The organism is Sphingopyxis sp. GW821-FHT02C12 (genome assembly GCF_059421785.1).
Window position 1 is genome coordinate 867,444 of sequence record NZ_JBWKVQ010000002.1, and the last position, 23,220, is coordinate 890,663.

The window sequence follows — 23,220 nt, forward strand, 5'->3', positions numbered from 1 at the left end:
AAACCACCGTCATCCCAGCGAAAGCTGGGATTGCTGGCGTTCTCAAATCATCGCGATCGACAAATCGGACCAGTCGGCATTACTCGCTTCAATCAGCTCGATTTTCCACTGGCGTTGCCATGCTTTCATCGCTTTTTCGCGCGCGATCGCTTCGCCAATGGTCGAAAACTCCTCGACCAGCACCAATCGCGTCAGTCCATATTTGCGGCAAAAGGCCGAGCCCTGCCCCGTTTTATGCTGGTAGATGCGAGCCGGCAGGTCGGCGGTTACGCCGATGTATAGAACGCCGGCTGGCTTGTTGGTCATGATATATACCCAGCCGCGCTTGCTCATGCCGGCAGGCTAGCATCAGGACGCCAGCGATCCCAGCTTTCGCTGGGATGACGAGATTCTAGAACGCCGGGTCGTTCGCCGGATCGTCGTCGATCGGCGACACCACTTCGTGGATGCCGCATTCGGTCTTGTCCCAGCCGCGCCAGCGGCCCGAGCGCGGGTCTTCGCCCGGCAGGACCTTCGACGTGCACGGCGAGCAGCCGATCGACGGATAGCCTTCGGCCTCCAGCGGATGGCGTGGCAGGTCGTGCGCTTCGAAATAGGCGTCGAGCTGTTCGCGGGTCCAGTTGGCGAGCGGGTTGAACTTCAGGCGGCCGGTCGACCCATCGAGCTCGAAGCGCGGCAGGCCGGTGCGCGTCGCCGACTGGAAACCCTTGCGGCCGGTGATTGAGGCGTCGAAATTGGTCATCGCCTTTTCGAGCGGCTTGACCTTGCGGATCTCGCAACAACCGTCGGGGTCGTAGGACCAGCGCAATTCGGTCGCGTCCTTCGCCGCCAGGTCCGCGGCATCGGGGGTCAGGTTGACGATATTGAGGCCGAGCCGCGCCGCGAGGTCGTCGCGGTACGCCAGCGTTTCGGGGAAATGCTTGCCGGTGTCGAGGAACAGCACCGGCATGTCGGGTGCGGCGCGGCTCACGAGGTGGAGCAGCACGGCGCTTTCGGCGCCGAAGCTCGAGACGATCGCGGTTTCGCCCAGCAGCCCGGCGCCGATCACGCTGGTCACCACCTCGGCGGCGTCCTGGCCGCGGAACAGGTTGTTCAGGCGAATGACGTCGGCCTGCGTGAAACGCGGCGCCACGTCGATCCGGTCGCGGGAGCGGTCGTCCGGAGAACTCCTCACCTCAGCCATGCCTCAGCTTCCAGATCGGCACCGCGCCGTCGGCGGCGCCCTGATAATGTTCGGGCCAGCGCGCCAGCGCCGCTTCGACATCGGCGGGGTTGAGGTCCTTTTCGGCGGCGAAGCTGTCGAAACCGCAGCGCTTCATATAGGCGATCTGGTCGACCAGCACGTCGCCCTGCGCGCGCAGTTCGCCGACATAGCCCGCCTCGCGCAGGATGCGCGCCGACGAATAGCCGCGGCCGTCGCGGAATTTCGGGAAGGCGACCTCGATCAGCGCGAGCCGGTCGAGATGAGGGATCAGCGCGCGCGCATCTTCATCGGGTTCGAGGCGCACCGCGGTCGCGTTCGACTGCGACAGAAAGGCGTCTAGAGTGACGGCGGGTTCTTCGCCGTCGGCGTGCACATGCTCAACCATAGATCGCCTCCTTGAACGGGGCCATGCCGATACGGCGATAGGTGTCGACGAAGCGCTCGCCTTCGGCCCGTTCGGCGAGATATTTGTCGGTGACGCGTTCGACGGCGTCGACGATGCCGTCCTCATCGAAACCGGGGCCGGTGATCGTGCCGAGGCTGACGTCCTCCGCGCCCGATCCGCCGAGCGACAGCTGGTAGTTTTCGGTGCCTTTACGGTCGACCCCCAGGATGCCGATATGGCCCGCGTGGTGGTGGCCGCAGGCGTTGATGCAGCCCGAAATCTTAAGCTTGAGCTCGCCGAGTTCCTTCTGACGGCCAAGGTCCGAAAAGCGCGTCGCGATCTTCTGCGCGACCGGGATCGAGCGCGCGTTGGCGAGGCTGCAATAGTCGAGACCGGGGCAGGCGATGATGTCGCTGATCAGGTCGAGGTTCGGCGTCGCCAGCCCCGCGGCGTCGAGCGCCTGCCAGATGGCATGGAGGTCGGCCTTGCGGACGTGCGGCAGCACGATGTTCTGCGCATGGGTGACGCGCAGTTCGTCATGGCTATATTGTTCGGCGAGGTCGGCCATCAGGTCGATCTGCGCCGACGACGCGTCGCCGGGGATGCCGCCGACGGGCTTCAGGCTGATGTTGACGATCGCATGGCCGGGCACCTTGTGCTTGGCAACATTCTGGTCGACCCACACGGCGAAGTCGGGATCGCTGCGATCGATCGCGTCGGGCGCCGCAGCATCGAGCGGCGGCGGGGCGAATTGCGCGGCGATGCGGTCGAACTCGGCCTTGGGCGGGTCGATGCCCAGCGCCTTCACATGGACGAATTCTGCCTCGACCTGACGGCGATATTCATCGGCGCCCAGCTCGTGGATCAGGATTTTGATCCGCGCCTTGTAGATATTGTCGCGGCGACCATAGCGGTTGTACACGCGCAGGCACGCCTCGGCATAGCTCAGCATGTCGTCGAGCGGCACGAAATCCTTGATCAGCGGCGCGATCATCGGGGTGCGGCCCATGCCGCCGCCCACGTAAAAGGCGGCGCCGTGGACACCGTCCTTCTCGACGATCTGGATGCCGATGTCGTGGAGCCGCATCGCGGCGCGATCCTCGTCGGCGGCGATCACTGCGATCTTGAACTTGCGCGGCAAATAGCTGAATTCGGGGTGGAAACTCGACCATTGGCGGAGCAGCTCGGCCCAGGGCCGCGGATCGGTGATCTCGTCGGCGGCGGCGCCCGCCCACTGGTCCGAACTGATGTTGCGGATGCAATTGCCGCTTGTCTGGATCGCGTGCATCTCGACCGACGCGAGGTCCTCGAGGATCGCGGGGGCGTCCTCCAGCTTGATCCAGTTATACTGGATATTCTGGCGCGTGGTGAAATGGCCGTAATCGCGGTCGTACTTGCGCGCGATATGCGCGAGCATGCGCATCTGGCGGCTGTCGAGCGTGCCATAGGGCACCGCGACGCGCAGCATATAGGCGTGAAGCTGGAGATAGAGCCCGTTCATCAGCCGCAGCGGCTTGAACTGGTCCTCGGTGATTTCCCCCGCCAGGCGGCGCTTCACCTGATCCGAAAATTCGGCAACGCGGGCGGCGACCATCGCATGGTCATATTCGTCATATTTATACATGTCAGATCACCCAGTCGCCGGCCGCGGGATCGGCGGGTTTCAGTGTCAGGTCGGGGCGCACGGTGGGGCCGAGCGCGCGGATGCGGTCCTTGATATGCGCAGGGCGCGGGCCTTCGGCGGTCGCTTCGCCGTTGATGATATAGGGCGCGTTGACGCGGCGGGCGCCTTCCTCGGCGGCGAGGGTCGCTTCGCCATGCTCGCCGACATCGGCGGCGTCCTCGATGTGCAGCGACCAGTCGCTGCCGGTCCACCAGGTCACGAACCCGGTCTTCAAATCATTGCCCGTGAGCAGTTTCATGCGAGATTTCCTGTTAAAGCGGCGACGCCGGGCGCGCCGAGGCAGTCGAGCGCGTCGGCGCGCGCCGCGACCTTGCCGACGATGATGAGCGCGGGGCTGGCGACCTCCTCGCGCGCGACGAGGTCGCCGAGGTCGGTGAGCAGGGTACGCAGCACGCGCGCGTCGGCGGTGGTGCCGCGCTCGATCACCGCGACGGGCAGGCCCGGCGAAACACCATCGGCGATCAGCTTGTCGGCGATCGCGCTGGCGGTCGCGAGGCCCATGTAGATGACGAGGGTGCGGCCATGCCCGGCAAGTCCCGACCAGTCCTGATCGCTGAGGTTCTTGCACTGGCCCGCGACGAAGCTGACCGCGCTCGCATCGTCGCGATGGGTGAGCGGAAGGCCGGCCTGCGCGGCGCAGCCAGCCGCGGCGGTGATGCCTGGCACGACTTCGCAGGCGACCCCGGCTTCGCGTGCCGCGTCGAGTTCCTCGCCGCCGCGCCCGAAGATGAACGGATCGCCGCCTTTCAGCCGCACGACCTGTTTGCCGGCGAGCGTCTCGCGGACGAGCAGGTCGTTGATCAGTTCCTGCTTCATCGTGTGGCGGCTGCGCTGCTTGGCGACGCTGATCCGCTCGACATGCGGCGGGATCAGCGCGAGCACGCCGTCGCCGACCAGCCCGTCATGGACGACCAGGTCGGCGTTCGCGAGCAGCCGCGCGGCGCGCAGCGTCAGCAGGTCGGGATCGCCGGGACCGGCGCCTACGAGCCACAATTTGCCTGCGGGAGAAGAAGTCTTTTCCATGCAGCGTAGATGGTCTCCGCCCGCCGATATGGCAAAACAGGCTTTATTGACGCTGATGAAGGTAAAATTGCCCCGACCTCTTCCCATCGTCATTTCGAGCGAAGCGAAGCAATCCAGAGCGGTTTACGCCTGCTCTGGATTGCTTCGCTTCGCTCGCAATGACGCGGTTTCAGAGATATTTCTTGGTCACCAGCTGCGATTCCTCGGGATCGCGCAGTCCGACGCCGATCGAGGCGCGCGCCGCGTCGCTTTCGCTGCTCGCGACCGGATAGGCGCAATAGTCCGCGGCATAGAAGGCGCTCGGTCGGTGATTGCCCGACAGGCCGATGCCGCCGAAGGGCGCCGCCGACGAAGCGCCATTGGTCGGACGGTTCCAGTTAATGACACCCGCGCGGGCATTGGCCCAGAACTGGTCGTAGAGCTGCGGCGAGCCGCCGATCAGCGCCGCCGACAGGCCGAAGGCGGTGTTGTTCGCCTCGGCGATCGCGGCTTCGAAACTGTCGACGCGGACGACTTGCAGCAGGGGGCCAAACAATTCGATGTCGGGTCGCTCGGGCATGTCGGTGACGTCGATGATACCCGGGGTCAGGAAGGGACGGCCCTGCACCGGGCGGGTCATGTGGCGGATCACCTTGCCGCCGTTCGACATCAGGATCAGGAAGCTCTCGGTCAGGCCGTCGGCCGCCTCATTGTCGATCACCGGGCCCATATAGGGCGGCGGGGTCGCAAAGGGTTCGTCGACGATCAGCCGTCCGGTCAGCTTGCGCACCTCCTCGACCAACCGGTCGGCCATGCTGTCCTTGACGATCAGGCGGCGCGCGTTGGTGCAACGCTGCCCGGCGCTGAGGAAGGCCGACTGGACGACGAGGATCGCGGCGGTGTGGAGGTCGGGGGTGTCCCAGACCACGACCGGGTTGTTGCCGCCCATTTCGAGCGCGAGGATCTTGTCGGGGCGGTTGGCGAACTGGCGGTTGAGCGCGAGCCCGGTGCGCGCCGATCCGGTGAACAGCAGCCCGTCGATGCCCGCATGGCCCGCGAGCGCCTTGCCCTCGTCGGGGCCGCCGATGACGAGGCGCAGCACCTCTTTCGGCACACCGGCGCTATGGAACAGGTCGGCGAGCATCGCGCCGGTCGCGGGCGTTTTCTCGGACGGTTTGAAGACGATCGAATTGCCCGCGATCAGCGCCGGGACGATATGGCCGTTCGGCAGATGCGCGGGGAAATTATAGGGGCCGAGCACCGCGAGCAGCCCGTGCGGCTTGTGGCGTACCGCGTTGCGCAGCCCCATCGCACCCTCGATGCGGCGGTTCGGGGTGCGCTCGGCATAGGCGTTGATCGAAATATTGACCTTGTTCGCGACCGATTCCACCTCGGTGCGCGCTTCCCAGAGCGGCTTGCCGGTTTCGCGCGAGATCAAAGTCGCCAGCGTCTCGGCCTCGGCCTTCACCCGGTCGGCGAAGCGGCGCAGCGTTTCGGTGCGGAAGGTGAGGGGTTTTGCCGCCCATTCGGGCCAGGCGCGGCGGCCGATTTCGACCTCATGATCGACGTCGCTGATTGCGCGGCGCCAGATTTCGTCGCCGGTCGCCGGTTCGTGGCTGACGAGCTCCGCCGTCATGACGTCATGCACCGCGCCCGGCGGTCTTTGCGGGGATGGACGAGGGTGATGTCGGGAAGCGGTCGCTGCATTGCCCCAACCTCTTATCGGTGAAAACTTGGGGCGGCAAGCCGAGGACCAAGCATCGCTTGCGCGGCCGCGCCGGGTTGGCGATAGATGGCGCGAATCCGCGGGCGCGCGGCAGGCGAAGAAGGGAAGCCGGTATTTCGGTCAAGCAGGATATTCGCGGCGACGGGCGCCGCGACTGGTCGGACCATTATTGGTGGTCGCTCGACGGGGTGCGGCTGCACGCGCGTGTCTATGCCGGCCCCGCCGACGCGGCGGACGCGCCGCCGATCCTGTGCCTGCCCGGCCTGGCCCGCAACGCCCGCGATTTCGAACAGCTCGCACCGCATCTGGCGCAATATCGCCGCGTCGTTGCCGTCGAGTTTCGCGGCCGGGGCGAGAGCGCCTATGCCAAGGATCCGATGACCTATGTCCCGCTGACCTATGTCCAGGACGTCATCGCCCTGCTTGATGACCTGAAGGTCGATCGTTTTGCGACCGTCGGGACCTCGCTCGGCGGGCTTGTCTCGATGCTGCTCGCGGCGACCCAGCCGGGACGGCTGGTCGGCGCCGTCCTCAATGACGTCGGCCCCGAGCTCGAACTCGCGGGGCTCGAACGCATTCGCGACTATATCGGGTCCGGCGGCAGCCAGCCGACGTGGATCCACGCGGCGCGGGCGGTGAGCGAACTCAACGGCGCGGTTTACCCCGGTTACGAAATCCACGACTGGTTGCGGCTGACCAAGCGCACCCACCGGCTGACCGCCGAGGGCCGGATCGTCACCGATTACGACAAGCAGATCGCGGCGCCGCTGCGCGTGCCGAACGGCGGCGATGCCGGGATCGACCTGTGGCCCGCCTATCGCGCGCTCGACGGGATTCCGCTGCTCGTGCTGCGCGGCGAACTGTCCGATATCCTCGCGCGCGGCGCGGCCGAGAAGATGGCGGCCGAACTGCCGCGGGCGCGGCTGGCCGAGGTGCCGGGGGTCGGCCATGCGCCGACAATGGACGAGGCCGAGGCGGTCGCCGCGATCGACGGCTGGCTGGCGGAATTGCCCGCGACGTGATCGACGACGGGCGTCCGGTTCGCATCCTCCATTTGCATTCGAGCTTTTCGCTCGGCGGCAAGGAGGCGCGTGCGACGCGGTTGATGAATGTGATGGGCGGCCGGGCGCGGCACAGCATATTGTCGGCGGTGCCCGATGCGCTCGGCGCGCGCGCGGCGATCGATCCGGGCATCGATGTCGAATTTCCGGGCGACGCCGCACCGGCGCTGCACGGCAAACCCGGCCTGGCGCGCTATCGGGCGCTGGCACGATATATGGCGGGGTTCGACCTGCTGCTCAGTTACAATTGGGGCGCGATGGACGGGGTGATGGCGCACCGATTGTTCGCATCGCGTCGCCGATTGCCGCCGTTGATCCATCACGAGGATGGCTTCAACGAGGACGAGACCGTCCGGCGCAACTGGAAGCGCAACGGCTTCCGCCGCCTCGCGCTGTCGACGGCGGAGGCGCTCGTCGTGCCGTCTCGGCTGCTCGAACGGATCGCTGCCGCCGAATGGGGCGCCGCGCGGCGCACGCAGCTGATCCGCAACGGCATCGACGTCGCCGCCTATGCCGGCGGGCCGGACGTTCCGATCCCTGGCTTCGAACGCCGCCCCGGCGAGGTGGTGATCGGCACCGTCGCGGGATTGCGCAAGGTCAAGGACCTGCCGCGCCTCGTTCGCGCGGTCGCGCCGCTGCCCGCGAACGTTCGCCTCGTCATCGTCGGCGAGGGGCCCGAGCGCAATGCGATCCGCGCCGAAGCCGCGGCGTGCGGCATGGCCGACCGGTTGGTCATGCCGGGGTTCATGGCGCAGCCGGCGCACTGGATCGGTCATTTCGACCTGCTCGCGCTGTCGTCGCTCAGCGAACAGGCGCCGATCGCGGTGATCGAGGCGATGGCGGCGGGTCTGCCGGTCGCCAGTCTGGCTGTCGGCGACGTGGTCGAAATGGTTTCCGCCGAAAATTGTCGCTTCATCGCCGATGACGAAACGGGATTCCGCGCGGCGCTTGCCGATTTGGCTGACGACCCGGCGCTGCGCGCGATGGTTGGGGCCGCAAACCGCCGTGTCGCGGTCGAACGCTTCGATGAAACTATCATGGTCGCCGCCTATGAAAACCTCTATGGTCGTGCGCTGGAAGGCCGCCGCCTCTTCTCCGGGGATTAGGGGCAGCGTCCATTGACTTTCATCGCCGCCTTCCGCTTACGGAAGCGGCAAAGGAGGCCTGGTCGCGACACGCAGCCGGGCGGAGAGAAAGAGGTTTTTGTGTTCAAAGGTTTGAAGCCCATCCTTTATGGCGGTCGCGAAGTCTGGCCGTTGGTCGAGGGCGGCAAGGGCGTGTCCGCGACCAACCATATGTCGAGCGGCGCCTGGGCTGCGGCGGGCGGCATCGGCACCGTGTCGGCGGTCAACGCCGACAGCTATGACGCCGAGGGCAAGATCGTCCCGCAGGTCTATAATGCGCTGACCCGCAAGGAACGCCACGAAGAGCTGATCCAGTATGGAATCGAAGGCGCCGTCGCACAGGTCGAACGCGCCTATGAAGTGTCGGGCGGCAAGGGCGCGATCAACATCAACGTGCTCTGGGAAATGGGCGGCGCGCAGCAGATCCTCGAAGGCGTGCTGGCACGCACCAAGGGCATGATCGCCGGTGTCACCTGCGGCGCGGGCATGCCGTACAAGCTCAGCGAAATCGCCGAGCGCCACAATGTCATGTACCTTCCGATCATCAGTTCGGCGCGCGCCTTTCGCGCGCTGTGGAAGCGCGCCTATCACAAGGTCCCGCACCTGCTCGGCGCGGTGGTCTATGAAGATCCCTGGCTCGCCGGCGGCCACAACGGCCTGTCGAACGCCGAAGACCCGCTGGTGCCGCAGGATCCCTATCCGCGCGTCGCCGCGGTGCGCGAAACGATGCGCGCCGAGGGCATTTCCGACAGCGTGCCGATCGTGATGGCCGGCGGCGTCTGGTACCTGCGCGATTGGGAGGATTGGATCGACAATCCCGAGCTTGGCCAGATCGTCTTCCAATATGGCACCCGTCCACTGCTGACCGAGGAAAGCCCGATCCCGCAGGCGTGGAAGGATCGCCTGCGCACGCTCGACGACGGCGACGTGCTGCTTCACCGCTTCTCGCCGACCGGTTTCTATTCGAGCGCTGTGCGCACGCCCTTTTTGCGCGACCTCGAGGCGCGCTCGGAACGCCAGATCCCTTACTCGAAGCAGGAAGCGGGCGACCATATCGTCCAGCTCGACGTCGGGGTGAAGGGCAAGAATTTCTGGGTCACCCCGCACGACCGCGCCCGCGCGCGCGACTGGGCCGCCGAAGGCTATACCGATGCGTTGAAAACCCCCGACAACACCGTGGTGTTCGTGACGCCCGAGGACAAGGCGACCATCCGCAAGGACCAGACCGACTGCATGGGATGCCTGTCGCATTGCGGCTTTTCGTCGTGGAAGGACCATGACGACTACACCACCGGCTACCTCGCCGACCCGCGCAGCTTTTGCATCCAGAAAACGCTGCAGGACATCGCGCATGGCGGCGACCCCGAACAGAATCTGATGTTCGCGGGCCACGCCGCGTTCAACTTCAAGACAGACCCTTTTTATTCGAACAACTTCACCCCGACGGTGAAGCAGCTCGTCGATCGGATTTTGACGGGGGACTAAGACACTTCGTCATTGCGAGCGGAGCGAAGCAATCCAGAGCGGCTATGCGCGAACGTCTGCCAGCAGTCTACATGATGGCGAACCGGCGCAACGGGACGGTTTATGTCGGCGTGACGTCCAATCTGGTGCGCCGCGTCTGGCAGCATCGCGAGGGGATCGCCGGCTTCTCGCAACGCCATGATTGCAAGCTGCTCGTCTGGTTCGAAATGCACGCGACGATGGTGAACGCCATCGCGCGCGAGAAGCAGATCAAGGGCGGCAGCCGGTTGAAGAAGCTGGCCTTGATCGAGGCGGACAATCCGCTTTGGCGCGATCTGTGGTCCACTATTCTCGACGGCAGCGAATGACACTCTGGATTGCTTCGTCGCTGCGCTCCTCGCAATGACGAGGCTTTATAACACTCCGTCATTGCGAGCGAAGCGAAGCAATCCAGAGCGGTCCGGCACTGACACCTGTGGACCCAATTAAGCCCACCCCTCCAGCACCTGATCGGGCGGGCGATGCCCGTCGCTCCACGCGCGGATATTCGCGATGACCTTTTCGCCCGAGGCCTCGCGTCCCTCGATCGTCGCCGAGCCGAGGTGCGGCAGCAGCACGACATTGTCGAGCGTGAGCAGTGCCGGGTCGACCGCGGGTTCGTGCGTATAGACGTCGAGTCCCGCACCTGCGATGCGCCCGGTCTTCAGCGCCGCGACCAGCGCGCTCTCGTCGACGATCTCGCCGCGCGCGGTGTTGATCAGATAAGCGGTCGGCTTCATCGATGCGATGCGCGCGGCGTTGACCAGTTCGTGCGTCTCGTTCGTGTGCGGGCAATGGACCGTCACCACGTCGCTGATCCGCAGCAGCGTGTCGACGCTGGCATGGTAGCTCGCGCCCAATTCCTCCTCTTGTCCTGCGGGCAGGCGGCGGCGGTTGTGATAATGGATCGACAGGCCGAAGGCGCGGGCGCGGCGCGCGACCGCGAGGCCGATCCGCCCCATGCCGATGATTCCGAGCAACTTGCCGCCGACGCGGTGGCCGAGCATGCCGCTCGGCGCCCAGCCCTGCCACAGTCCCGATCGCATCAGCTTTTCGCCCTCGGCCAGCCGGCGCGGGACGCTGAGGATCAGCGCCATCGTCATGTCGGCGGTGTCCTCGGTAAACACCCCCGGCGTGTTCGACACCATGATGCCCTTGGCGCGCGCCGCCGACAGGTCGATATGGTCGACCCCGGCGCCGAAATTGGCGATCAGTTTCAGCCGTTCGCCCGCGGCCGTGATCACCTCGGCATCGATTTCGTCGGTCACCGTCGGCACCAGCACGTCGCAATCGGCGACCGCAGCCTTCAGTTCGTCCTTGGTAAAGGCCTGATCCCGCGCCGACAGCGCAACGTCGAACAGTTCGGCCATGCGCGCCTCGACATGCGGCATCAACTGGCGGGTGACGATGACGCGCGGGCGCCGGGGACGGGAAGAATCGGGCATGGCGCCGATAGAGCGCGCGGTGCGGGAACGGTCAAGGGGGCCGCGCGTGTTAGCGCTGTGGGAAAGGCGCGGCCGGGCGGCTGCCGACGGTTGAAAAACCGCGCCGATTGCAACAAGGGTTAGCCATGACCAGCCAAAAAATCCTGATGCTTGCACTTTGTTTTGCCGTCGTCGCCCCGGCGGCGGCGCAATCGGACCCCGAATTGCCCTATTGGGCCTCGATCAGCGTCGACGAGGCGCGGATGCGCAAGGGGCCTTCGCCCGACGTCCCCGTCATCTGGGAATATCGGCGCAAGGATTTGCCGGTCCGGGTCGTCGCCCGGTTCGAAACCTGGCGCAAGATCGAGGATCCCGACGGGACGCAGGGCTGGATGGCGGCGCGGCTGCTCAGCCGCACGCGTACCGCAATCGTCACCGGCGAGGTCCGCCCGATGCGCGAAGCGGCGAGCGTGTCGGCGGCGATTGTCTATCGCGCCGAACCGGGCGTCGTCGGCCGGATCACCGACTGTGCTAATGGCTGGTGCCAGTTCGACGTCAAGGGCCGCCGCGGCTGGATCGAAACCGATCATATCTGGGGCGATTGACGGCGGGTTGAGAGGGTATCCGCAAAGTTCGCTCGACACGAACGGAGATGGGATGGTCTCATCACCATCCCAAAGTCCGATCCGATACGCCGCTCAGCTCTTCTTCGGCGTCACCGTCACGACCGTGCCATCGTCAGCGGTCGCGGTGAAGCTGCCGTCGGCGCCCGGCTTGGTCACCGCCCAGCACATGCCCGGCGCGTCGCCTTCGGGGTCGAAGCAATCCTTGCCGTCGTGCGTGGCATACAGGCCCTTGACCTGCTTGCCCTTGGCATCGGTGTCGACATAGCTGCCGTCGGCGTTGATCGTGGTCGTCGCCACCGTGCCGTCGGCCATTTTGACGTCATAGGTTCCGGGCGCGGTTCCCGAGTCGGTCGCGGGCGCGGGCGCCGCGGTTTCGGTCGGCGCGGCCGGGGTTTCCTTTTTCTCTTCAGTCTTTTGCGAACAGGCCGACAGCGCGGCGAGCGCGGCGAGCAGGACAAGCTTCTTCATGACATATTCTCCCCGTGTTGCGGGGCGCAGGCTATGCCTTTCCGCCCGGTGCAACAACGGGAATCGCGAGCGGCGTCGCGCCCGTGAAAAAGGGCCGGACGGTTTCCCGTCCGGCCCTCTTCAGCGATCAAGGTCGCTTAGCGCCAGTTGAAGTGGTTGCGATAGACCTTCACGACCCGGCCATTGCGCTCGTTGACGAGCAACAGGTCGTTGTAATGACGGACATAGGTCAGGTTGCGACCGGCGCGCGGCACGCCCCAGCGGCTATCCCAGCTCGGACGATAGCTCGGCGCATAATAGTTCGAGCGCAGCGTCGAACCGACGCGGAACTGCTGATATTTGAACGGCGCGCGATAGTTGGAATAGCGGTTGTCCTGACGCCAGTCGCGCTTGCTGTTGCGCAGGTCCTGCTTGGCGCCACGATAGTCCCGGCGTTCCTCGCGGACGTCGTGGCGATTGCCATGACGCTGGGCGTCGCGCAGTTCCTGGCGTTCTTCGCGAACGTCGCGGCGATCATTGCGGATTTCGCGGGTCTGCGCCTGTGCGGCGACCGGCATGGTGGCGGGAACCATCATCGCGGCGATCAGGCCGGCGGTGAGAAATTTGCTCTTCATTGTGCCATTCCTTTTTCCGTCAGGGGGAGGGGATCTGCCCGATGACTGATGCTGGAATAGGCGAGTCGATTTGAACGGACGCGGAATGCGGCGTTTATTTTCAGGACATTAGTGTCGCAGTTTGTCGCATCGGAACGATGAAAGGGCGCCGTCTTGCGACGACGCCCCGGAACTTTCGTCGAAAAGCCGGTTCAGACCAGTTCGATCGCCACCGCGGTCGCTTCGCCGCCGCCGATGCACAGGCTCGCGATCCCGCGCGTCTTGCCGTGGCGCTGCAGCGCCGCGATCAGCGTGGTGATGATGCGCGTGCCGCTGGCGCCGATCGGGTGGCCGAGCGCGGTCGCGCCGCCATGGATATTGATCTTCTCGCGCGGGATGCCCAGGTCGTGCATCGCGAACATCGCGACGCAGGCAAAGGCTTCATTGACCTCGAACAGGTCGACGTCGGCGATCGACCAGCCGGTCTTGGCGAGCAATTTGTTGATCGCGCCGACCGGGGCGACGGTGAAATCCTTCGGCTCCTGTGCATGCGCGGTATGCGCGACGAGGCGCGCAACGGGCTTGGCGCCCTTGGCGTCGGCAACCGACTGGCGGGTCAGCACCACCGCGGCGGCGCCGTCCGAAATCGAGCTGCTGGTCGCGGCGGTGATCGTGCCGTCCTTGGCAAAGGCGGGCTTCAGCGTCGGGATCTTGTCGGGCATCGCCTTGCCCGGCGCTTCGTCGGTATCGACGACGACGTCGCCCTTGCGGGTCGCGATCGTCACCGGCGCGATTTCGCTGGCGAAGGCGCCGTCGGCGATCGCGGCCTTGGCGCGGCTCAGCGATTCCAGCGTATACTCGTCCTGCGCCTGTCGCGAGAGCTGGTAAGCGTCGGCGGTGTCCTGCGCGAACGTCCCCATCGCGCGGCCGGCCTCATAGGCGTCTTCCAGCCCGTCGAGGAACATATGGTCATAGGCGGTGTCATGGCCGATACGCGCGCCCGAGCGGTGCTTCTTGAGCAGGTACGGCGCGTTGGTCATCGATTCCATGCCGCCCGCGACGACCAGGTCGATGCTTCCCGACGCCAGCGCCTCGGCGCCCATGATGACGGTCTGCATGCCCGAGCCGCACACCTTGTTGACCGTGGTCGCCTGCACCGACTTTGGCAGGCCCGCCTTGATCGCGGCCTGGCGCGCCGGCGCCTGGCCGAGCCCGGCGGGGAGCACGCAGCCCATATAGATACGCTCGATATCGTCGCCCGACACGCCCGCACGTTCGACCGCGGCCTTGACCGCGGTGGCGCCGAGATCAGTCGCGCTCGCGTCGGACAAGGCGCCCTGCATGCCGCCCATCGGGGTGCGGGCATAGGAGAGGAAGACGACGGGATCGGTGGCGGTCATGGCGAGAGACTCCGTAGGGGAAAAGTGGATCGGCGCCTATCTAGTGACAATGCTGCATTTGCGAAAGGGGCGAGTCCATTTGGCGCGCGGCAGGCATCATTTCTCTGTAAACGCCTCATCGGGAATCTCGATGCGGATCATCTTCCAACCGAACAGCCCGCGCCGCTCGAACAGAAGGCCGACATCGCGCTTGTCGTCGGCCTTGTCCTTGGGTCTCATTGTGACCCGGAACCGGTCAAGTCCTGAATAAGAGTAGCTTATGTCGGGTTGCGATGCCCCGTCGACCGGCTCGTTTTCGTCTGCTTGCTTCTGGACATGTCCACTTTTCGCCAGCCGGGCGATTCCCTCGGGTGTGACGAAGGCGTCCACCATCCCGTTGACCATTGCCGGCATCATCATCATGCCAAGGCCGGCAAACGGATTCTTTGCCATCTCGGGGTCATTCTGCAGCTTGTCGACCAGTGCGCTGGTAAGTTGTGATTTCAGATTTTCGCGCACGACGGGGAAGTCCACGGTTGCTTCCAGAGCATCGACATCACCCGATTTCGCTGCCGCCTGGAAGTTTCGCACGGCCCAATAAGGTGATCCAAAATAGAGTCCGGCAAATAATGTGACGACTATCGCCACGATGATCGCCCATTTCTTACTCATCGTCCGCCCCCTTTTTATGTTCGCTCCATGTGGCCTATCGCCATGGCAACGCTCATTACCTACATATCCTATAGCGCGGCAACGGCCGTCTTCGCCCGCCCTCGTGCGAGCGCCGTCGCTGCCTTCAATAACGTTTCATCTTGCAACCCGCTGCGCGCCATGATCAAACATCGCGCAAATCAATCAGGGAGACGGGTCATGGCCACCGCCATCAAGCAGGATATCGCGGGCGAAACGCAGCGCATGGGCGAGGTGCTCGCCGCGCAGAAGGCGAGCTTCACCGCCGCCATGCCCGAAAGCCTCGCGGTGCGGACCGATCGCATCGACCGTGCGATCGCCCTGCTGGTCGACAATGCCGAGGAGTTCGCCAAGGCGGTAAGCGAGGATTTCGGTCACCGCAGCCGCGAGCAGACGCTGATGACCGACATCATGCCCTCGGTCAGCGCGCTTAAGCACGCGAAAAAGCATATGGCCGCCTGGTCGAAGGGCGAGAAGCGCAAGCCCACCTTTCCGCTCGGGCTGCTCGGCGCGAAGGCCGAGGTCGTCTATCAGCCCAAGGGCGTCGTCGGCATCGTCGCGCCATGGAACTTCCCCGTCGGCATGGTGTTCGTGCCGATGGCGGGCGTGCTTGCGGCGGGCAATCGCGCGATGATCAAGCCGTCCGAATATACCGAAAATGTCTCGGCGCTGATCGCGCGGCTGGTCCCCGATTATTTCGACGAGGGCGAGATGGCGGTGTTCACCGGCGATGCCGATGTCGGGGTCGCCTTCTCGAAGCTCGCCTTCGACCATATGATCTTCACCGGCGCGACCAGCGTCGGCAAGCATATCATGCGCGCCGCCGCCGATAATCTCGTCCCCGTGACGCTCGAACTCGGCGGCAAGTCGCCGACCTTCATCGGGCGCAGCGCCAATAAGGAGCAAGCGGGCCAGCGTGTCGCGCTCGGCAAGCTGATGAACGCGGGGCAGATTTGCCTCGCCCCCGACTATCTGCTCGTCGCCGAAGATCAGGAGGGCGAGGTGATCGACAGCATCACGAAGGGCGCCGCGGCGCTTTATCCGACGATGCTGGCGAACGACGATTACACCTCGGTGGTCAACGTCCGCAACTACGACCGGCTGCAGGGCTACCTCGCCGACGCGCGCGAAAAAGGCGCCGAGGTGATCGAGGTCAATCCGGGCGGTGAGGATTTCGCCAGCGCCAACGGCCACAAGATGCCGCTCCACATCGTGCGCAACCCGACCGACGACATGAAGGTGATGCAGGAGGAAATCTTCGGCCCGATCCTGCCGGTGAAGACCTACAAGAGCATCGACGAGGCGATCGATTATGTGAACGCCAACGACCGCCCGCTTGGCCTCTATTATTTCGGGCAGGACAAGAGCGAGGAGGACCGCGTCCTCACCCGTACCATCTCGGGCGGCGTCACCGTCAACGACGTGTTGTTCCACAATGCGATGGAGGATCTGCCGTTCGGCGGCGTCGGTCCGTCAGGCATGGGCAATTATCACGGCCTCGACGGCTTCCGGACCTTCAGCCACGCCCGCGCGGTGTATCGCCAGCCGAAGCTCGACGTCGCGGGTCTTGCGGGCTTCAAACCGCCCTATGGCAAGGCGACCGCGAAGACGCTGGCGAAGGAATTGAAGAAATAGGCTTCGATTTCTAAACCGCGTCATTGCGAGCGAAGCGAAGCAATCCAGAGCGGCTTACGCACACTCTGGATTGCCGCGTCGCTTCGCTCCTCGCAATGACGAGGTCGTTCAATCCTGCCCGGCGATCTTGATATCCTTGCCCAGCAGCGTCTTCACATAGACCCGCTGCACCATCACATAGACCACCACGGTCAGCGGCGCCGCGAGCAGCACGCCGAGGAAGCCGAACAGGATGCCCGCCGCGACCACCGCGAACAGCAGCACCGCGGGCGGCACGTCGACCGCCTGTTTCTGGATCATCGGCTGCAGGAAATTGCCCTGCAGTTGCTGGATCACCAGGAACAGGACAAGCGTCCACAGCGCGGTCATCGGCGACACGGTGAACGCCAGCAGCACCGCGGGAATGCCCGCGATGATCGGCCCGACCATCGGGATGACGTCGAGCAGCCCGGCGATCAGCCCGAGCCCGCCCGCCGCCGGCACACCGAGCAGCGCCAGCCCGGCCCAGGTCAGTGCGGCGACGACCAGCGACGACACCGCCTGCCCGACCATCCAGCCTTTCAGTCCGCGCGCGGCGTCGCTGAGCGCGAGCGATGCGGTCTCCTCGGCGCTGGCGGGCATCAGCAGCAACAGCCCGCGGCGATAGGTCGCGGGATCGCCGGCGAGAAAGATCGCCGCGACGAGCACCAGCACGAAATCGGCGATGCCGCTCCCCGCCGCCAGCGCATAGCCCCCGGCCTGCGAGGCGAGGCGCGAGATGTCCTCGCTGCCGACCGCGGCCAGCTCGCGCACCCGCTGCCCCAGGCCATAGCGGTCGAGAAACGCCTCTACGCCGCGCAGGGCCTGCGGAATCTGTTCGCGGATCGTGTCGACCTCGCGGGCGAGCTGCGATCCGAACAGCATGAAAGCCCCGGCAAAGATCGCGACGATCCCCGCGACCGACAGCGCGAGCGCGAAGCCGCGCTTCATCCCGGTGCGGCGGACGATCCAGCCCGCGATCGCATCGAAGGTCGCGCCGAGCACGACCGCCGCAAAGACGAGCATGAAGAATCGCGTCAGGCTGATCAGCAGCCACGCGACCGCGATCAGCGCGAGGACGATCAGCGCCGCGCCGGCGATCCGGCCGGGACTGAAAGGCGCCGCCGCTTCGGTCCTGGCGCGGGGTTTGGCGGAGGACGCGCGGGCGGGCGGGGGCTTGTCGGTCATCGTGGCACCTTATCGGCAGCATTCGAGCGCGCAACCGTCCGCTTGTCATCTTTCGCGCTGGACGCGGACGGTCCTTTTGTGGCAACGGCTCCGCGTCCACGGGCCCCTGTGGTGAAATTGGTAGACGCGCTCGACTCAAAATCGAGTTCCGCAAGGAGTGCTGGTTCGAGTCCGGCCAGGGGCACCATAATCGTTTCGTGCGAACCGTATCTTTGGTTCTGACGGTTCGGACTTCGCCCGATTGGGCCCCGATCCGCCGTTTCGGCGCCGATGCTTCAATATTGGCGATAATTAACGCGCGATCGTTGGAAATTATTCATAATCTAAGGGCATTCTATGGCCAAGCCCCGATGGGCGCGTTTCGTTGTCCTTAACGATGACCGGTGGACCAGCCGGGTTGAGGAGCGGCCGCGTCGGCGGGGAAGGGTGGGGTAATAAGCTAAGTGAATGAATTTTAGCAGCTTGAATGTCTCTTCTGGGCGCTGTTGGAATCAGGAGGAAGGCATGAACGAACCCCGCTTCTCTGCCCCCGGGGAAGATCAAGATGGCGACACCGACGCCGATCGCCGTGGCGGCGACCGGTTCCGGACCGTGTGGCGCATCGCGAAGGTCACCCGCGACGGCGGCCGGGCTGTGGCGCGTGCGCAACATGTCCGACGGCGGCATGATGCTCGCGGTCGAGGTGCCGGTGTCGGTCGGCGAACGGCTCGAAATCGCGCTGTCCGAAACCATCGTCATCCAGGGCCGCGTCGCCTGGTGCGAAGAGGGGCGCTGCGGCGTCGCCTTCGACGCGGCGGTCGACGGCAGCGAAGTGCTCCGGCAACTCGCCGCCGAACAGCAGTCGGGCGACTATCGCGCCCCGCGCCTGCCGGTGCACACCCGCGCGCAACTGATAACCGACGGCGCGGTCAGCGACATCGAACTCGCCGACCTGTCGCAAAGCGGCGCCGGTTTCCTGCACGATGTCCCGATGGAGGTGGGCAAGGCGCTCGAACTCGTGCTGCCCGGCGATATCCGCCGTCAGGCGATCGTCCGCTGGTCGCGCGGCGGCCGCGGCGGGCTGTGGCTCACTGAACCGCTGGGGCGGGCGGATCTGGAGAGTATCCGGCATTTCAAGGCGTGAGGGTGGGACGGCGATAGCGGGAGGGAGCGCGATATAAATCCTCCCTGTGGCGAAGCCACGGGGAGGGGGACCGCGCCCGGAGGGCGTGGTGGAGGGGCCGCAACGATCGCGTGATAGCCCCTCCGTCAGCGCTTCGCGCTGCCACCTCCCCATCGCTGCGCGACAGGGAGGAGCGGCAATCGCCGTTTCCCACTTCGAACCCGCACTTTGCCTCTCCCGCCATCCCCCCTATAGCCCTTTCAAACGAAAGGGGTCCCATGCAGCTTTCCCGACGCGAATTCTCGCTGGCCATCGGCGCCAGCATCCTCGCCGCCCCGACGGTGCGCGCGGCGACGCCCGCTGGCAGCGCCGACGCGGCGCTCACTGCCTTCCTCGATGCGGCGTTCGAGGCCGAAATCGCGCTCGATCCCGAGCAGTTGACCCAACTCGGCCGCAAGGAACAGCAGGACCGCTTCACCGACCCCAGCGACGCGGCGGCGGCGGCACGGCTCGCATGGCGACGCGGCAGCGTCGCCGCGATGAAGAAGCAGTTCGACCGCGCGCAGCTCGGCGAGGATGCGCGCGTGTCCTATGACATGTGGGCGCTCGAACTCGAACGCGCCGAGGCGTCGACCAAATGGCGCGACCATGGCTATATCTTCGACCGCAACGGGCCGCACACCGGCCTGCCCAATTTCCTGATCAACCAGCACCGGGTCGACACGCCTGCGGACATGGAGGCCTATGTGGCGCGCGTCACCGCGCTCGGCCCGACGCTCGACATCTACCTCGGCCGCGCGCAGGCGGCGGCGGTCAAGGGCATTCGCATGCCCGGCTTCGCCTATGACCAGTCGATCGAACTGATCGGGCGGCTCACCACCGGCGCGCCATTCGGAAAGGGCGAAGACGCTGCGCTGTTTGCCGATGCCAAAGAAAAGGCGGCGGGCCTTGTCACCGCCGGGAAGATCGACGCGGCCGCTGCCGACGCCTTCACCGCGCGCATCGCCCAGGCGATGACCGGCTCGCTCAAGCCCGCCTATGACCGCATCGCCGGCTGGCTTGCCGAAGACCGCGCGAAGGCCGGCGCCGAACCGCGCGGCGCAGGGGCGCTGCCCGATGGCGCGGCCTTTTATGATGCGATGCTGCGGCTCCAGACCACGACCGGCATGACCGCCGACGAAATCCACGACCTCGGTCTCGCCGAAGTTGCGCGCATCCGCGCCGAGATGGAGGCGCTGAAGGCGAAGATCGGCTATGAGGGCAAGCTCGAGGACTTCTTTGTCTTCCTGCGCAGCGACGACCGTTTCTACGTCGCCAACGACGATGCCGGCCGCGCCGCCTATCTCAAGCTGGCGGGCGACTATCTCGACGGCATGCGCGCGCGGCTGCCCGAACAGTTCGGGCGGCTGCCCAAGGCCGACCTGATCGTCAAGCGCGTCGAGGCGTTTCGCGAGGAGCCGGGCGGGGCGGCGCATTATTCGCCCGCCGCGCTCGATGGCTCGCGCCCGGGCATCTATTATGTCCACCTCGCCGACACGCGCGCGACCCCGATCTACGAGATCGAGGGCACGACCTATCATGAAGGCCTGCCCGGTCATCATATGCAGATCGCGCTTGCGCAGGAAATGACCGGCACGCCGCAGTTCCGGAACAATTATTTCTACGGCGCCTATGGCGAGGGCTGGGCCCTTTACGTGGAGCGGCTGGCGAAGGAGATGGGCTTCTACACCGATCCCTACAGCGATTTCGGGCGGCTGGGGCGCGAGATCTGGCGCGCGATCCGCCTGGTGGTCGACACCGGCATCCATGCCAAGGGGTGGAGCGAGGAACAGGCATTCACTTATTACAGCGCCAATTCGCCGCAGCCTACGGCCAAGATCCGCTCCGAAATCCGCCGCTATTTCGTGATGCCGGGGCAGGCGACCTCGTACAAGGTCGGCATGCAGCGCATCCTCGCGCTGCGCGAAAAGGCGAAGGCGGCGCTCGGCGACCGCTATGATCAGAAGCTGTTCCACGAGATCGTGCTGGGCCGCGGGTCGGTGCCGTTGCCGGTCCTCGAGGCGCAGGTCGACCGCTGGATCGCGAGTCCCGCCAAAGCATAGAACATCTTCGGTTAACTATATGCGGTCAGCTTTGTTTAAGATCCGGGGCACAGTGTCCCCGGGTCGACATATGATTGCCTGACTGCCCAAAATACTGATGACGCGCCTTATTTGCCGAACCGTCGCTCCACGCGAACGGTTCATCGCTCTTGGCGTATTCGTCCAATAGAGTCCGGGCCGACCCATGGTAGCCTGAGGCTCAATCAAAAAAGCTTTGGTCGCACAAACTTCGTCGCTTGCGTTTCGGCAAAGGGAGGTTGTGCAGTTATGTCCCAGAAATTCTCATGGTCGTTCAGCGGGGGCGCGCCCTCCGGTGCCGGCGTCAACAACAGCGGCAGCGCCGAGATCGACGCGATCACCAGCGCTGCGGTGACCCTCGTCAAGGCGATGCCCGCCGACCGCGATCTCGCGCTGCAGATCGACGATATCGAAAAACTCGCCTTCTTCATCATGACCTCGTCGCTCAACGACGGCTCGGTCGATGTGAAGGCCGACAGCGCGACGCGCACCAAACTCACCGGCCCGCTGATCCTTTATGGCGAGGCGATCGCGCTGTTCGCGGGCGATCTCCAGACGCTCAGCCTCCGCAACAGTTCGGCGACCGACGCCGCCGAGATCACCATCCTGATGGGCTTCAAGCTCGACTGACTAGTTCGGTCCCGTGAGGGGCCGCCATCCGACTGGCGAAAAGGGAGTGCTGCCATGCCCGTGTCCGTGACCTATCCCGGTGTCTATATCCAGGAATTGCCATCGGGAGTGCGCACCGTCAGCGGCGTCGCGACCTCGATCGCGGCCTTTGTCGGGCGCGCGCTGCGCGGTCCGGTGAACCAGCCGCTGACCTGTTTCAACTATGGCGACTTCACCCGCCGCTTCGGCGGCCTGTGGGCGAGCGGGCCGATGTCTTATGCCGTCGACGATTTCTACGGAAACGGCGGCGGACAGGCCGAGATCGTCCGCCTGTTCAAGCCCAACGCCCCCGATGACGACGGCATCGCATTGCTCGAAATCGGCGCGCTGGCGCTGCGCGCCGCAAGCCCGGGAAGCTGGGGCAATGCGCTGGCGGGCACCGCGACCCACCCCGACATCGCCGACCCGGTCGGTGCGGCGGCCGCCGCCGTCAAATATGGCCTCGACGTCGCCGACCTGTTCGACATCCGCATCGAGGACAAGACGACCGGCGCGGTCGAAATCTTCCGCAACCTCACCGTCAAGGCCACCGGCGGCGCGCGCCGTTTCGACCGCGTGCTCGCCGCCGAATCGAGCCTCGTCCAGTGCCAGCTCAACATCGACGGCACCCCGAAGCTCGGCAACCGGCCGTCGAACAATGCGACCGGCGCCGGCGCCGACGGCAACGACGGCGCGGCGTTGCTCGATACCGACTATATCGGCGACGCTGCGACCAAGACCGGCATCTATGCGCTGAAGAAAGCCGACATCTTCAACCTGCTCTGCATCCCGCCCGACGAGCGCGACGGCACCTTGCCGCGCACGGTGAACGAGAAAGCGGCGCAATTCTGCAAGGAAGAGCGCGCGGTCCTCATCGTCGATCCGCCCGCCGACTGGGACGACAAACCCGACGAGGCGGCAGGGCTGGTCAAGACGAAGCAACTCGACGGCGCGACCTCGGTGCTCTCGCTCTCCTTCGCCGACAATGCCGCGCTCTATTTTCCGCGGATCCTGCGCCGCGATCCCAAGCGCGGCGGCCAGATCGACAGCTTCGTCCCGTGCGGCGCGGTGGCGGGAATCATCGCCCGCACGGATACCAACCGCGGCGTCTGGAAATCGCCCGCCGGCATGTCGGCGACGCTGGCGGGGGTCGAGGGGCTGTCGGTCAAGCTGACCGACGAAGAGAACGGCCTGCTCAACCCGATCGGGGTCAATTGCCTGCGCAGCTTTCCCGGCACCGGGCTGACGGTGTGGGGCGCACGCACGCTACGCGGGTCCGACCAGCTCTCCGACGACTATAAATATCTCGCGGTCCGCCGCCTCGCTTTGTTCATCGAGGAAAGCCTGTATCGCGGCACCCAATGGGTGGTGTTCGAGGGCAACGACGAACCGCTCTGGGCGCAGATCCGTCTGTCGGTCGGCACCTTCATGCAGCGCCTGTTCAAGCAGGGCGCGTTCCAGGGCACCAGCCCGCGCGACGCCTATTTCGTCAAATGCGACGGCAGCACGACGACGCAGGACGATCGCAACCAGGGCATCGTCAACATCGTCGTCGGCTTCGCGCCGCTGCTGCCGGCCGAATTCGTCGTCATTTCCATCCAGCAGATCCGCAACGCGGCCTGACCCATAGGGGAGAGCGA

23 protein-coding genes and 1 tRNA gene are annotated in these 23,220 nt (G+C 65.5%); 11 read left to right on the top strand and 13 right to left on the bottom strand.

Annotation, left to right across the window (positions count from 1 at the left end):
• Positions 1-42 precede the first annotated feature (42 nt).
• From AC07U1_RS19440 to astD, 7 genes are all read right to left on the bottom strand, one after another.
• Entirely contained in the window at positions 43-333 is a 291-nt protein-coding gene (locus AC07U1_RS19440) for a GIY-YIG nuclease family protein (protein ID WP_495177838.1), read from the bottom strand.
• A gap of 58 nt (positions 334-391) precedes the next feature.
• Positions 392-1,183 carry a phosphoadenylyl-sulfate reductase gene (locus AC07U1_RS19445; protein ID WP_495177837.1) on the bottom strand — a complete coding sequence of 264 codons (792 nt, stop codon included), beginning with the start codon at positions 1,181-1,183 and terminating at the stop codon, positions 392-394.
• On the bottom strand, positions 1,176-1,589 hold the full coding sequence (locus tag AC07U1_RS19450; RefSeq protein ID WP_056350571.1) for a DUF934 domain-containing protein: 414 nt from the start codon (positions 1,587-1,589) through the stop codon (positions 1,176-1,178). The genes AC07U1_RS19445 and AC07U1_RS19450 overlap by 8 nt, the downstream gene beginning before the upstream one ends.
• Entirely contained in the window at positions 1,582-3,213 is a 1,632-nt protein-coding gene (locus tag AC07U1_RS19455) for a nitrite/sulfite reductase (RefSeq protein WP_495177836.1), read from the bottom strand. Before AC07U1_RS19455 ends, AC07U1_RS19450 begins: the two co-directional genes overlap by 8 nt.
• A gap of 1 nt (position 3,214) precedes the next feature.
• Positions 3,215-3,511: a DUF2849 domain-containing protein gene (locus AC07U1_RS19460; protein ID WP_056350575.1), complete on the bottom strand. Its 297-nt coding sequence runs from the start codon at positions 3,509-3,511 to the stop codon at positions 3,215-3,217.
• Positions 3,508-4,296: a uroporphyrinogen-III C-methyltransferase gene (cobA, locus tag AC07U1_RS19465; RefSeq protein ID WP_495177835.1), complete on the bottom strand. Its 789-nt coding sequence runs from the start codon at positions 4,294-4,296 to the stop codon at positions 3,508-3,510. The genes AC07U1_RS19460 and cobA overlap by 4 nt, the downstream gene beginning before the upstream one ends.
• A 169-nt stretch (positions 4,297-4,465) precedes the next feature.
• On the bottom strand, positions 4,466-5,911 hold the full coding sequence (gene astD, locus AC07U1_RS19470) for a succinylglutamate-semialdehyde dehydrogenase (protein ID WP_495177834.1): 1,446 nt from the start codon (positions 5,909-5,911) through the stop codon (positions 4,466-4,468).
• 221 nt (positions 5,912-6,132) lie between these two features.
• On the opposite strand from astD, the gene AC07U1_RS19475 reads away from it, so the two are divergent.
• The 4 genes from AC07U1_RS19475 (at position 6,133) to AC07U1_RS19490 (ending at position 10,018) form a co-directional block, all read left to right on the top strand.
• Positions 6,133-7,023, top strand: a complete 891-nt coding sequence (locus tag AC07U1_RS19475; protein ID WP_056352173.1) for an alpha/beta fold hydrolase — start codon at positions 6,133-6,135, stop codon at positions 7,021-7,023.
• The gene (locus AC07U1_RS19480; protein WP_495177833.1) at positions 7,020-8,168 is read left to right on the top strand and encodes a glycosyltransferase family 4 protein; all 1,149 of its coding nucleotides are present in this window, start codon (positions 7,020-7,022) and stop codon (positions 8,166-8,168) included. Before AC07U1_RS19475 ends, AC07U1_RS19480 begins: the two co-directional genes overlap by 4 nt.
• 99 nt (positions 8,169-8,267) lie before the next feature.
• Positions 8,268-9,671 carry an NAD(P)H-dependent flavin oxidoreductase gene (locus tag AC07U1_RS19485; protein WP_495177832.1) on the top strand — a complete coding sequence of 468 codons (1,404 nt, stop codon included), beginning with the start codon at positions 8,268-8,270 and terminating at the stop codon, positions 9,669-9,671.
• Positions 9,672-9,715: 44 nt separating this feature from the next.
• Complete coding sequence (locus AC07U1_RS19490) at positions 9,716-10,018, top strand: GIY-YIG nuclease family protein (protein WP_187141489.1); 303 nt, start codon at positions 9,716-9,718, stop codon at positions 10,016-10,018.
• 117 nt (positions 10,019-10,135) lie between these two features.
• Here AC07U1_RS19490 and AC07U1_RS19495 read toward each other — a convergent pair whose 3' ends face one another.
• Positions 10,136-11,134 carry a 2-hydroxyacid dehydrogenase gene (locus AC07U1_RS19495; RefSeq protein WP_495177831.1) on the bottom strand — a complete coding sequence of 333 codons (999 nt, stop codon included), beginning with the start codon at positions 11,132-11,134 and terminating at the stop codon, positions 10,136-10,138.
• Between the two features lie 125 nt (positions 11,135-11,259).
• Here AC07U1_RS19495 and AC07U1_RS19500 point away from each other — a divergent pair, with 125 nt between their 5' ends.
• The gene (locus AC07U1_RS19500) at positions 11,260-11,718 is read left to right on the top strand and encodes an SH3 domain-containing protein (protein ID WP_495177830.1); all 459 of its coding nucleotides are present in this window, start codon (positions 11,260-11,262) and stop codon (positions 11,716-11,718) included.
• A gap of 93 nt (positions 11,719-11,811) precedes the next feature.
• On the opposite strand, the gene AC07U1_RS19505 is transcribed toward AC07U1_RS19500, so the two are convergent.
• From AC07U1_RS19505 to AC07U1_RS19520, 4 genes are all read right to left on the bottom strand, one after another.
• Positions 11,812-12,207 (bottom strand): hypothetical protein, encoded by a 396-nt coding sequence (locus tag AC07U1_RS19505; protein WP_492739226.1) that lies wholly within the window; start codon positions 12,205-12,207, stop codon positions 11,812-11,814.
• A gap of 137 nt (positions 12,208-12,344) precedes the next feature.
• Positions 12,345-12,821 carry a hypothetical protein gene (locus AC07U1_RS19510; protein WP_495177829.1) on the bottom strand — a complete coding sequence of 159 codons (477 nt, stop codon included), beginning with the start codon at positions 12,819-12,821 and terminating at the stop codon, positions 12,345-12,347.
• Positions 12,822-13,012: 191 nt separating this feature from the next.
• Positions 13,013-14,200: an acetyl-CoA C-acyltransferase gene (locus AC07U1_RS19515; RefSeq protein WP_495177828.1), complete on the bottom strand. Its 1,188-nt coding sequence runs from the start codon at positions 14,198-14,200 to the stop codon at positions 13,013-13,015.
• Positions 14,201-14,296: 96 nt separating this feature from the next.
• Positions 14,297-14,851 (bottom strand): DUF2939 domain-containing protein, encoded by a 555-nt coding sequence (locus AC07U1_RS19520; RefSeq protein WP_495177827.1) that lies wholly within the window; start codon positions 14,849-14,851, stop codon positions 14,297-14,299.
• 198 nt (positions 14,852-15,049) lie between these two features.
• On the opposite strand from AC07U1_RS19520, the gene AC07U1_RS19525 reads away from it, so the two are divergent.
• Entirely contained in the window at positions 15,050-16,504 is a 1,455-nt protein-coding gene (locus tag AC07U1_RS19525; RefSeq protein WP_495177826.1) for a coniferyl aldehyde dehydrogenase, read from the top strand.
• Positions 16,505-16,612: 108 nt separating this feature from the next.
• On the opposite strand, the gene AC07U1_RS19530 is transcribed toward AC07U1_RS19525, so the two are convergent.
• The gene (locus AC07U1_RS19530) at positions 16,613-17,710 is read right to left on the bottom strand and encodes an AI-2E family transporter (RefSeq protein ID WP_495177825.1); all 1,098 of its coding nucleotides are present in this window, start codon (positions 17,708-17,710) and stop codon (positions 16,613-16,615) included.
• Between the two features lie 102 nt (positions 17,711-17,812).
• On the opposite strand from AC07U1_RS19530, the gene AC07U1_RS19535 reads away from it, so the two are divergent.
• From AC07U1_RS19535 to AC07U1_RS19555, 5 genes are all read left to right on the top strand, one after another.
• A tRNA-Leu gene (locus AC07U1_RS19535) sits at positions 17,813-17,897 on the top strand.
• A 357-nt stretch (positions 17,898-18,254) separates the two neighbouring features.
• Positions 18,255-18,833 carry a PilZ domain-containing protein gene (locus AC07U1_RS19540; RefSeq protein WP_495177824.1) on the top strand — a complete coding sequence of 193 codons (579 nt, stop codon included), beginning with the start codon at positions 18,255-18,257 and terminating at the stop codon, positions 18,831-18,833.
• A gap of 257 nt (positions 18,834-19,090) precedes the next feature.
• Positions 19,091-20,914 (top strand): DUF885 domain-containing protein, encoded by a 1,824-nt coding sequence (locus AC07U1_RS19545; RefSeq protein ID WP_495177823.1) that lies wholly within the window; start codon positions 19,091-19,093, stop codon positions 20,912-20,914.
• A 267-nt stretch (positions 20,915-21,181) separates the two neighbouring features.
• Entirely contained in the window at positions 21,182-21,562 is a 381-nt protein-coding gene (locus AC07U1_RS19550; protein ID WP_495177822.1) for a hypothetical protein, read from the top strand.
• A 54-nt stretch (positions 21,563-21,616) separates the two neighbouring features.
• On the top strand, positions 21,617-23,203 hold the full coding sequence (locus AC07U1_RS19555) for a phage tail sheath family protein (protein ID WP_495177821.1): 1,587 nt from the start codon (positions 21,617-21,619) through the stop codon (positions 23,201-23,203).
• The last annotated feature ends 17 nt before the right edge of the window (positions 23,204-23,220 follow it).

Coding starts and splice junctions, on each gene's coding strand:
- AC07U1_RS19440 (WP_495177838.1), bottom strand. CDS start 333: ATGAGCAAGCGCGGCTGGGTATATATCATGACCAACAAGCCAGCCGGC.
- AC07U1_RS19445 (WP_495177837.1), bottom strand. CDS start 1,183: ATGGCTGAGGTGAGGAGTTCTCCGGACGACCGCTCCCGCGACCGGATC.
- AC07U1_RS19450 (WP_056350571.1), bottom strand. CDS start 1,589: ATGGTTGAGCATGTGCACGCCGACGGCGAAGAACCCGCCGTCACTCTA.
- AC07U1_RS19455 (WP_495177836.1), bottom strand. CDS start 3,213: ATGTATAAATATGACGAATATGACCATGCGATGGTCGCCGCCCGCGTT.
- AC07U1_RS19460 (WP_056350575.1), bottom strand. CDS start 3,511: ATGAAACTGCTCACGGGCAATGATTTGAAGACCGGGTTCGTGACCTGG.
- cobA (WP_495177835.1), bottom strand. CDS start 4,296: ATGGAAAAGACTTCTTCTCCCGCAGGCAAATTGTGGCTCGTAGGCGCC.
- astD (WP_495177834.1), bottom strand. CDS start 5,911: ATGACGGCGGAGCTCGTCAGCCACGAACCGGCGACCGGCGACGAAATC.
- AC07U1_RS19490 (WP_187141489.1), top strand. CDS start 9,716: ATGCGCGAACGTCTGCCAGCAGTCTACATGATGGCGAACCGGCGCAAC.
- AC07U1_RS19495 (WP_495177831.1), bottom strand. CDS start 11,134: ATGCCCGATTCTTCCCGTCCCCGGCGCCCGCGCGTCATCGTCACCCGC.
- AC07U1_RS19500 (WP_495177830.1), top strand. CDS start 11,260: ATGACCAGCCAAAAAATCCTGATGCTTGCACTTTGTTTTGCCGTCGTC.
- AC07U1_RS19505 (WP_492739226.1), bottom strand. CDS start 12,207: ATGAAGAAGCTTGTCCTGCTCGCCGCGCTCGCCGCGCTGTCGGCCTGT.
- AC07U1_RS19510 (WP_495177829.1), bottom strand. CDS start 12,821: ATGAAGAGCAAATTTCTCACCGCCGGCCTGATCGCCGCGATGATGGTT.
- AC07U1_RS19515 (WP_495177828.1), bottom strand. CDS start 14,200: ATGACCGCCACCGATCCCGTCGTCTTCCTCTCCTATGCCCGCACCCCG.
- AC07U1_RS19520 (WP_495177827.1), bottom strand. CDS start 14,851: ATGAGTAAGAAATGGGCGATCATCGTGGCGATAGTCGTCACATTATTT.
- AC07U1_RS19525 (WP_495177826.1), top strand. CDS start 15,050: ATGGCCACCGCCATCAAGCAGGATATCGCGGGCGAAACGCAGCGCATG.
- AC07U1_RS19530 (WP_495177825.1), bottom strand. CDS start 17,710: ATGACCGACAAGCCCCCGCCCGCCCGCGCGTCCTCCGCCAAACCCCGC.
- AC07U1_RS19540 (WP_495177824.1), top strand. CDS start 18,255: ATGGCGACACCGACGCCGATCGCCGTGGCGGCGACCGGTTCCGGACCG.
- AC07U1_RS19545 (WP_495177823.1), top strand. CDS start 19,091: ATGCAGCTTTCCCGACGCGAATTCTCGCTGGCCATCGGCGCCAGCATC.
- AC07U1_RS19550 (WP_495177822.1), top strand. CDS start 21,182: ATGTCCCAGAAATTCTCATGGTCGTTCAGCGGGGGCGCGCCCTCCGGT.
- AC07U1_RS19555 (WP_495177821.1), top strand. CDS start 21,617: ATGCCCGTGTCCGTGACCTATCCCGGTGTCTATATCCAGGAATTGCCA.